The following is a 7084-nucleotide window of genomic DNA, read 5'->3' on the forward strand; positions in this document are numbered from 1 at the left end:
GGGCTGGGGCTGGAACAAGGTCAAGGGGAAGCACAACATCACCAAGTACGGCGCCGTCGAGTACACCGCCAAGTCGCCGAAGCGGGAGCACGTGGGCGGCACTTCGTACCGTTCGACCGCCTACGCGGGCAAGTACCGGTGCCGTGACGGGGTGTGCACGCTCGTCAAGCAGTACAAGGTGTGGCTCACCGTCAACGAGAAGAAGCTCCGCGACGGCCACGACCGGGGCGTGATCAACATGTACTGCCTCACCGTGGCCAAGTGCCCCGCCTGGGTGAGCACGACCCTGGCCAAGCAGAACCGCCGCGCCGCCGAGGTCAACGGCCCCGCAGAGGCCGACCGGATCGACCGCCTCCACCAGCGCTCGTACGCGCCGCTCGCCGACTCCCTGCGCCGACCGGTGAGTTCGGGCAGCGGCAGCGGCACGCAGATCATGTCCGACGAGGAGTTCGCCGCGCTCACCCCCTCGGGCGCCTGACCGCACCTCCGTACACCGCACCCCCGTACACCGCGGCCGTCCGCCCACCCCGGACGGGCGGCCGTCACCCAGCGGCGAGCCCGCGCGAGGAGCAGCCCGTGGCCGGTCCCGACAGCCTCTTCCTCGGCCGTTGCGCCGAGGCCGCCTTCACGCTCGGGCTCGACGGCTTCCTCGTCTCCACCCTCTCCGTACCGGCCCGGAGCATCACCTTCCGCGCCTCGGAGCAGCCCGCCCCTCCCCCGGTGTACGAGCAGGGCGAGCCGCCCGTTCCCGGTCCTGCGGGCCGTCGTACGGACGACTGGCAGCCCGCGGCCGACGCGCCGCTGTGGATGAACACGGCTTGGCTGCTTGACGACTTGGCCGCGTCGATCACCCCGCTGGCCGAGGATCAGGTCCAGGCCCTCGGCCTCGAAGCGCCGCCCGGAGCGGACTGGTGCGACCTTTCGGTGCGCGACGGCGACAGCCTGCTGCGGGTGCGGATCCAACTCGCCGGGCGCCGCGAACCGTTGGAGTTCCCGGGCATGTTCCTGCGCGAGCTGTTCACCGAGGGGCGGTACCGGGACCATCTCGCGGCCGAACCGGACCGTGGCGTACCGGTGGTGGATCTGCGGGGCACGCTCTGAACCGTGGCGACGAGGTGACGAAGTGTGACGAGGAAGTCCCGCTCGTGACATGAGTGTTGTCAGTGCCACCCCCTACACTCTTCACATGATCCCCACTCGCCCCGATCTCGCCTTGCGGTCCGCCGACCAGCTGAACGAGCGCATACGCAGCCTGATGCTGTGCTCTGGCGGGCGGTTGAGTGCTGAGCAGCGTGCGGAGTATCAGGTCCTGGTTGTCGCCTGGGCCGCCGCCATGCGTGAAGACGTGGTGAAGGCCGCCTGAACGCAACCTGATCCGCGTGATCGACGCACACCCCTTGGCCTCACAGCCGCGGGCGACAACACTGAATCGATGACGCAGCGCGTGGATCTCGCAACCGTGATGGACCAGTTGGCCATCGACGCCCTGATCACCGATTACGCCAGGGCCGTCGACGACGGCGACTGGGGCGTGTACCGCGGCCTGTTCAGCCCGGACGGACGTGCCGACTACAGCTCCGCGGGTGGCGTCGAGGGCGCCGCCGACGAGGTCGCGGACTGGATGGAGCAGACCCTGCGCCTCTTCCCGATGCGCCAGCACCTGATCGTCAACCGCAGCCTCCGCTTCGACGCGCTCGACGGCGACCTCGGCGACACCGCCCAGGTGCGGGCCGACTACTACAACCCGATGCGGATGGACCCGGAGAGCGACGCCCCGGATTTTGAATGCGGCGGGCGGTACGCGTTCTCCGTACTGCGCACCCGCACCGGCTGGCGCGTCACCCGGGTCGTCGTACACGAGAAGTGGCGCCGGACCGGAGGCTCAGGCTCCACCAAGCCCACCTCCTGAGGCGACGCCCACGACGAGGGCCACTCGACGCCCACGGCCCCGTACGCTCCGCACACCCCGCACGCCCTCTGTCGAAGATCGCGTACGGGGCGCACACTGGACATACGTACGCACCCGGTGTCCGGGGCGGCGAGGGAGGCACGGCATGGACGTGACCGGTCGGGCCATCGGCGCACTGCGGATGCGTGGCTTCCGGGTCGAGGGCCACCGGGACCGCAAGGACCTGCCCCGCCCCCGCGACACCGACGGTCCGCCGGACACGGACCGAGCACCGGACACGGACCGTGCGCCGGGCACACGGAGGGCGACCGCGACCGGCCCGGACGGTCCCGGCGAAGGCCCCCGCACCGATACCGCGCGGCGGCTGCTCGACTCCCGCTGGTGGCGCGGCGCCGCCGTAGCGCTCGCGGGCGCGCTGCCCGCCCTCGCCTTCCCCGCGCCCTCGTGGTGGTGGTTCGCCTACGTCGCGCTCGTGCCGTGGATGCTGCTCGCGCGCTCCGCGCCGACCGCGCGCAGGGCCGCGTACGACGGCTGGATCGGCGGGGCCGGCTTCATGCTCGCGGTGCATCACTGGCTGATCCCGAGCCTGCATGTGTTCACGTTCGTGATCGCCGTGCTGCTCGGACTGCTCTGGGCGCCCTGGGGTGTGCTCGTGCGGCATCTGCTCGGCGGGCTGCCGTCGGCGGGGCGGATCGCGGCCGCGTTCGTGCTCCTGCCCGCCGCGTGGCTCACGGTCGAACTGGTCAGGTCCTGGGAGGGGTTGGGCGGACCGTGGGGGCTCCTCGGGTCGAGTCAGTGGCAGGTCGAGCCCGCGCTTCGGGTCGCCTCGGTCGGCGGGGTGTGGCTGGTGAGCCTGCTCGTGGTCGCGGTGAACACGGCCGTCACCGTCCTCGTCGCCGTCGACGGGGCGCGCGTGCCCGCGGTCGCCGGGATCGTCCTCGCGGCTGTCGTCGCGGGCGCGGCCTGGGCCTGGGCGCCGCGGCCCGAACGCGCGGGCTCCGCACGGGTGGCCGTCGTACAGCCCGGGTCCCAGAACGGTGTCGGAGGACCCGGGCCGCGCTTCGCGCGCGAGGAGGCGCTGACCCGCGGCCTGGCGGGACGCGGCGTGGACCTCGTCGTATGGGGCGAGAGCAGCGTCGGGCAGGACCTGGTCCGGCACCCGGAGCTCGCGGACCGGATCGCGCGGCTGTCCCGTGAGGTCGGCGCGCAGATCCTGGTGAACGTGGACGCGCGCCGCTCCGACAAACCCGGAATCTTCAAGTCCGCGATCCTCGTGGGTCCCGGGGGCCCGACGGGCGACCGCTACGACAAGATGCGCCTGGTCCCGTTCGGCGAGTACGTACCGGCCCGCGCACTCCTCGGCTGGGCCACCTTGGTGGGCAAGGCCGCGGGCGAGGACCGGATGCGCGGACAGGCCCCGGTGGTGATGCCGGTGGCGGAGGCGGCGGGGAACGGCCCGTCCAAGGCACGTGCTTGGGGGAAGGTCGGGCCGCTGGTCTGCTTCGAGTCGGCGTTCCCCGACATGAGCCGGCAGCTGACCCGGCAGGGCGCGAACCTGCTGCTCGCGCAGTCCGCGACCGCCACGTTCCAGAACAGCTGGGCGCCCGCGCAGCACGCCTCGCTCGCGGCGGTGCGGGCCGCCGAGAACGGCCGCCCGATGGTGCACGCCACGCTCACCGGGATCTCCGCGGTGTACGGCCCGGACGGCGCCCCGGTCGGTACGCCGCTCGGCACCGACGCGAGCGCGGCGCGCGTGTACGACGTACCGCTGGCCGAGGGCAGCACCCTGTACGTACGCCTCGGTGACTGGGCGGTGTACGGCTCGCTCGTGGCGCTCGTCGTCCTGGGCGCGGTGGAGGGGGCGCGGGCGGTCAGGCGGCCGACGCGGACTCCAGGCTCTCCCTGACGACCCGCTCGCACAGCTCGTGCGTCGCAAGGGCTTCCCGGGCGCTGAGCACCGTACCGGCGCGGACCGCGTCCAGGAAGCTGAGCACGGCCTGCTCGATACCGCGCTGGCGGGCCACCGGAACCCAGTCGCCGCGGCGGCGCACAGTCGGCTGGCCCTTGTGGTCGATCACCTCGGCGAGGTTGCGCACCTCGCGCTTGGTGTCCTGACCGGACACCTCGAGGATCTCCTCGGTGGAGCCGCTGAGCCGGTTCATGATGCCGAGCGCGGTGAACCCGTCCCCGGCGAGCTGCAGCACCACGTGGTGCATGAGCCCGCCCTTGACGCGGGCCCGCACGGAGATGTCGTCGACCGGCCCCGGTACGAGGAACCGCAGGGTGTCCACGACGTGGATGAAGTCGTCGAGCACCAGCGTCCGCGGGTCCTCGGGCAGTCCGACCCGGTTCTTCTGCATCACGATCAGCTCGCGCGGATGCTCGGCGCACTGCGCGTACCCGGGCGCGAGGCGGCGGTTGAAGCCGACGGCGAGGCTGACGTTCCGCTCCTCCGCGAGCCGCACCAGGCGCTCGGAGTCAGCGAGTTCGTACGCGAGCGGCTTGTCGACATACGTGGGCACGCCCGCTTCGAGCAGCCGCGCGACGATCTCGGGGTGGGCGGCCGTGGGCGCGTGCACGAAGGCCGCGTCGAGGTTCTGCGCGAGCAGCCCGTCGAGGTCGGTGTGGCACTGCGCGGGCGGTACGCGATGGGCGGCCGCGACCCGTTCGAGGGTGGCGGCGGTACGGGTCTGGAGGTGCAGTTCGGCGCCGGGGAGGGTGCCGAGCACCGGCAGGTAGGCCTTCTGCGCGATGTCCCCGAGCCCGATACAGCCGACCTTCACGTCCGTGCTCCCTGCTTTCGCCGTGGCACCCGCCCGGCTCGTCACCGGGCGTCATTTGCGCACTGTCCCGGCAGCATACGTGCCGCTCGCAGCGCCCTCCGCCTGCGGCGGGCTCCAGTCCACGATGCCGTCGAGGGTGCGCAGGACCAGCTTCGGGCCGAGCTTGTCGACGCCCGCGATCACCGCGTTCCGCAGCAGGGTCAACGGGCGGTTGAGGGGCGTGGTGTTGATACGGCCCGTGCGGTACGCCTTGCGGACGACGGCCATCGTGCGCGGCAGCCGGTCCGCCGAGTACGCCGCGAGGGCCGGGCCCGGATCCCGCTGCTCCGGGTCGACATGGTGGGCGAGGACCAACGCGTCCTCGACGGCCTGGTTGCCGCCCTGGCCGAGGCTGGGCGTCATGGCGTGCGCGGCGTCCCCGAGCAGGGCGACCCGGCCCCGGTGGTAGGCGGGCAGCGCGTCCCGCATGTAGTACACGTCGTGCCGCAGGATCTGCTCGGGCGTCACCCCGGCGAGGATCTCCGGGATCGGCTGGTGCCAGCCGCCGAACCTCCGCAGCAGTTCCGCCCGTTCACCGTCCGGCGCCCGCCACCCTGCGGGCACACCGGCCGCCGCGTACGCGTAGGCCGTGCCGTCCTTCATCAGGTGCGTGCCCCACAACTCGCCCCGGCCCCAGGTCTCGTGCGAGCCGAAGCGCCGCTCGGGCGCGGGCACCACGACCCGCCAGGTGGTGAACCCGGCGTACACAGGTCCGGGATGCGCGGGGAACAGGGCGTTCCGCACCCCGGAGTTGATGCCGTCGGCGCCCACCACGAGGTCGGCCTCCAGGTCACCGTCCCCTTCCCCGTCGCCGTCCCCGGTGCTGACCGTGGCGGGCCGGCCGGGTCCGCCGGGGTCGGTGAGGCGCGCGGCCCGACCGGTCAGGACAGCACCATCGGGCAGCCGCGAACGGAGCACGTCGACCAGGGTGGCGCGGTGCAACAGCACGAGCGAACCGCCGAAACGCTCGGCGACCGCCTCGCTGCTGGTCCGGGAGAGCCAGCGGCCGCCCGGCGTACGCAGCCCGCCGTCGCGCTGCCACGCGGCGAGGTCGCGGATCTCGTCGCCGACTCCGATGACGTCGAGGGCGCGCTGTGCATTGGGCGAGAGCGAGATGCCCGCGCCGACGGGTTCCAGGGTCGGGGAGCGTTCCAGGACGGTCACCGTCCAGCCCTGCTGGTGCAGGGCGGCGGCAGCGGTGAGGCCGCCGACACCGGCTCCGATGACGAGGGCACGAGCCATGATCGCTCCTTCTTCCCTTGGTCCTGGTCCTGCGACGCGAACTACGTCTGTAGTACTTCTTCGGCCCACGCTACTACAGGTGTAGTCCCCGTGGCGGCGCTCCCACTACATCCGTAGTGGACGGGTGGTCGGCGGTCTAGGCTGACGGCCATGCCCGATCGCCGCACCGCCCGCACATCGCCCGCGCCCCCTGCTTCCCGTACGCCTGGCGGTACGTCTGGCCGTACACCTGCCGGTACGGGCTCCCGTGCCGAGCTGATCGCCGACACCGCGATCACCCTGCTCGCCCGGCGCGGCATGCGGGGGCTCACGCATCGGGCGGTGGACGAGGTGGCGGGACTGCCGCAGGGGTCCACCTCCAATCACGCACGCACCCGGCTCGCACTCCTGGAGGCGACGGTGCGGCGGCAGGCGGAACGGGAGGCGCGGTCCCTGATGCCGACGGAACTGCCCGACCCGCAGGGCGGCGCCGACGCACTCGCCGAAGGGCTCGCCCTCGCGCTGCGCCGCACGCTCACCGAGCACCGCGAACTGGCCGTGTCGCGCTACGAGTTGGCCCTCGAAGCGACCCGCCGCCCGGAACTCAGGGCGTTCTACGACGAGCTCGGCGCGCAGTTCCGGCAGGCCCTGGAGGCCATGCTGACCTCGGTGGGCTCCGCCGCCCCCGAACGGCACACCCTGTCGCTGCTGGCCTGGTGCGAGGGCCTGATGTTCTCCTGCGCGGCCGGTTCGTACCACGCGGAGACCCCCTCCCTGGAAGAACTCCGCACCGATCTCGGGGAGTTGCTGCGCGGGATGACGGGCGGGGCCGGGCCCGGAGCAGAGGCCGGGAGCAAGGGCTCGGAGTAGAGGCCGGAGTGACGTCGGAGTGAGGTCGGAGTTGACGGCCACCTCGCGCCCGCCCTGTCACCCGTGCGGGGCAATCTGGGCCCAAGATCTCGCCCAGGGAGCCGTCCACGCAGCAGAGTTGCGCAGATGCACCGAACGCAGATGCACCGAACAAGGACCGCAGCCGCCCTGCTCATCACCATGACCGCCTCGGCCGTCAGTGGCTGTGTCTCCGCCGGAGGTCCGCCCGCATCGCACACCCCGCACCTGGCTCGTATAGACA

7 protein-coding genes and 1 pseudogene are annotated in these 7084 nt (G+C 72.4%); 6 read left to right on the plus strand and 2 right to left on the minus strand.

All coding sequences use genetic code 11. The features are described 5' to 3' along the window. The 5 genes and pseudogenes from GUY60_RS31695 to lnt all read left to right on the plus strand — a co-directional run. Positions 1-478: pseudogene (locus GUY60_RS31695) on the plus strand (hypothetical protein); the annotation flags it as partial. Between the two features lie 98 nt (positions 479-576). Continuing rightward, positions 577-1101, plus strand: coding sequence for a hypothetical protein (locus GUY60_RS31700; RefSeq protein WP_161704116.1), 525 nt, complete (start codon positions 577-579; stop codon positions 1099-1101). A gap of 85 nt (positions 1102-1186) precedes the next feature. Beyond that, a complete protein-coding gene (locus GUY60_RS38330; RefSeq protein WP_187370176.1) occupies positions 1187-1363 on the plus strand; it encodes a hypothetical protein in 177 nt (58 codons plus the stop codon). A 69-nt stretch (positions 1364-1432) separates the two neighbouring features. Continuing rightward, on the plus strand, positions 1433-1909 hold the full coding sequence (locus GUY60_RS31705; protein WP_161704118.1) for a nuclear transport factor 2 family protein: 477 nt from the start codon (positions 1433-1435) through the stop codon (positions 1907-1909). A gap of 145 nt (positions 1910-2054) precedes the next feature. Then, complete coding sequence (gene lnt, locus GUY60_RS31710) at positions 2055-3815, plus strand: apolipoprotein N-acyltransferase (RefSeq protein ID WP_246235907.1); 1761 nt, start codon at positions 2055-2057, stop codon at positions 3813-3815. Here lnt and GUY60_RS31715 read toward each other — a convergent pair. Both GUY60_RS31715 and GUY60_RS31720 read right to left on the minus strand, forming a co-directional pair. Continuing rightward, positions 3781-4692, minus strand: a complete 912-nt coding sequence (locus tag GUY60_RS31715; protein WP_161704120.1) for a Gfo/Idh/MocA family protein — start codon at positions 4690-4692, stop codon at positions 3781-3783. The genes lnt and GUY60_RS31715 overlap by 35 nt on opposite strands. Before the next feature lie 51 nt (positions 4693-4743). Next, positions 4744-5973 (minus strand): FAD-dependent monooxygenase, encoded by a 1230-nt coding sequence (locus GUY60_RS31720; RefSeq protein WP_161704123.1) that lies wholly within the window; start codon positions 5971-5973, stop codon positions 4744-4746. Between the two features lie 150 nt (positions 5974-6123). Between GUY60_RS31720 and GUY60_RS31725 the strand changes: the two genes are divergently transcribed. Then, positions 6124-6822, plus strand: coding sequence for a TetR/AcrR family transcriptional regulator (locus tag GUY60_RS31725; protein WP_161704125.1), 699 nt, complete (start codon positions 6124-6126; stop codon positions 6820-6822). Positions 6823-7084: the final 262 nt, after the last annotated feature.

The organism is Streptomyces boluensis (assembly GCF_009908195.1).
GTDB classification, from domain to species: Bacteria; Actinomycetota; Actinomycetes; order Streptomycetales; family Streptomycetaceae; genus Streptomyces; species Streptomyces boluensis.

Bases quoted from the DNA above. Each gene is read 5' to 3' on its own strand.
- GUY60_RS31725 (WP_161704125.1), top strand. From the start codon at position 6,124: ATGCCCGATCGCCGCACCGCCCGCACATCGCCCGCGCCCCCTGCTTCC.
- GUY60_RS31705 (WP_161704118.1), top strand. From the start codon at position 1,433: ATGACGCAGCGCGTGGATCTCGCAACCGTGATGGACCAGTTGGCCATC.
- lnt (WP_246235907.1), top strand. From the start codon at position 2,055: ATGGACGTGACCGGTCGGGCCATCGGCGCACTGCGGATGCGTGGCTTC.
- GUY60_RS38330 (WP_187370176.1), top strand. From the start codon at position 1,187: ATGATCCCCACTCGCCCCGATCTCGCCTTGCGGTCCGCCGACCAGCTG.
- GUY60_RS31720 (WP_161704123.1), bottom strand. From the start codon at position 5,973: ATGGCTCGTGCCCTCGTCATCGGAGCCGGTGTCGGCGGCCTCACCGCT.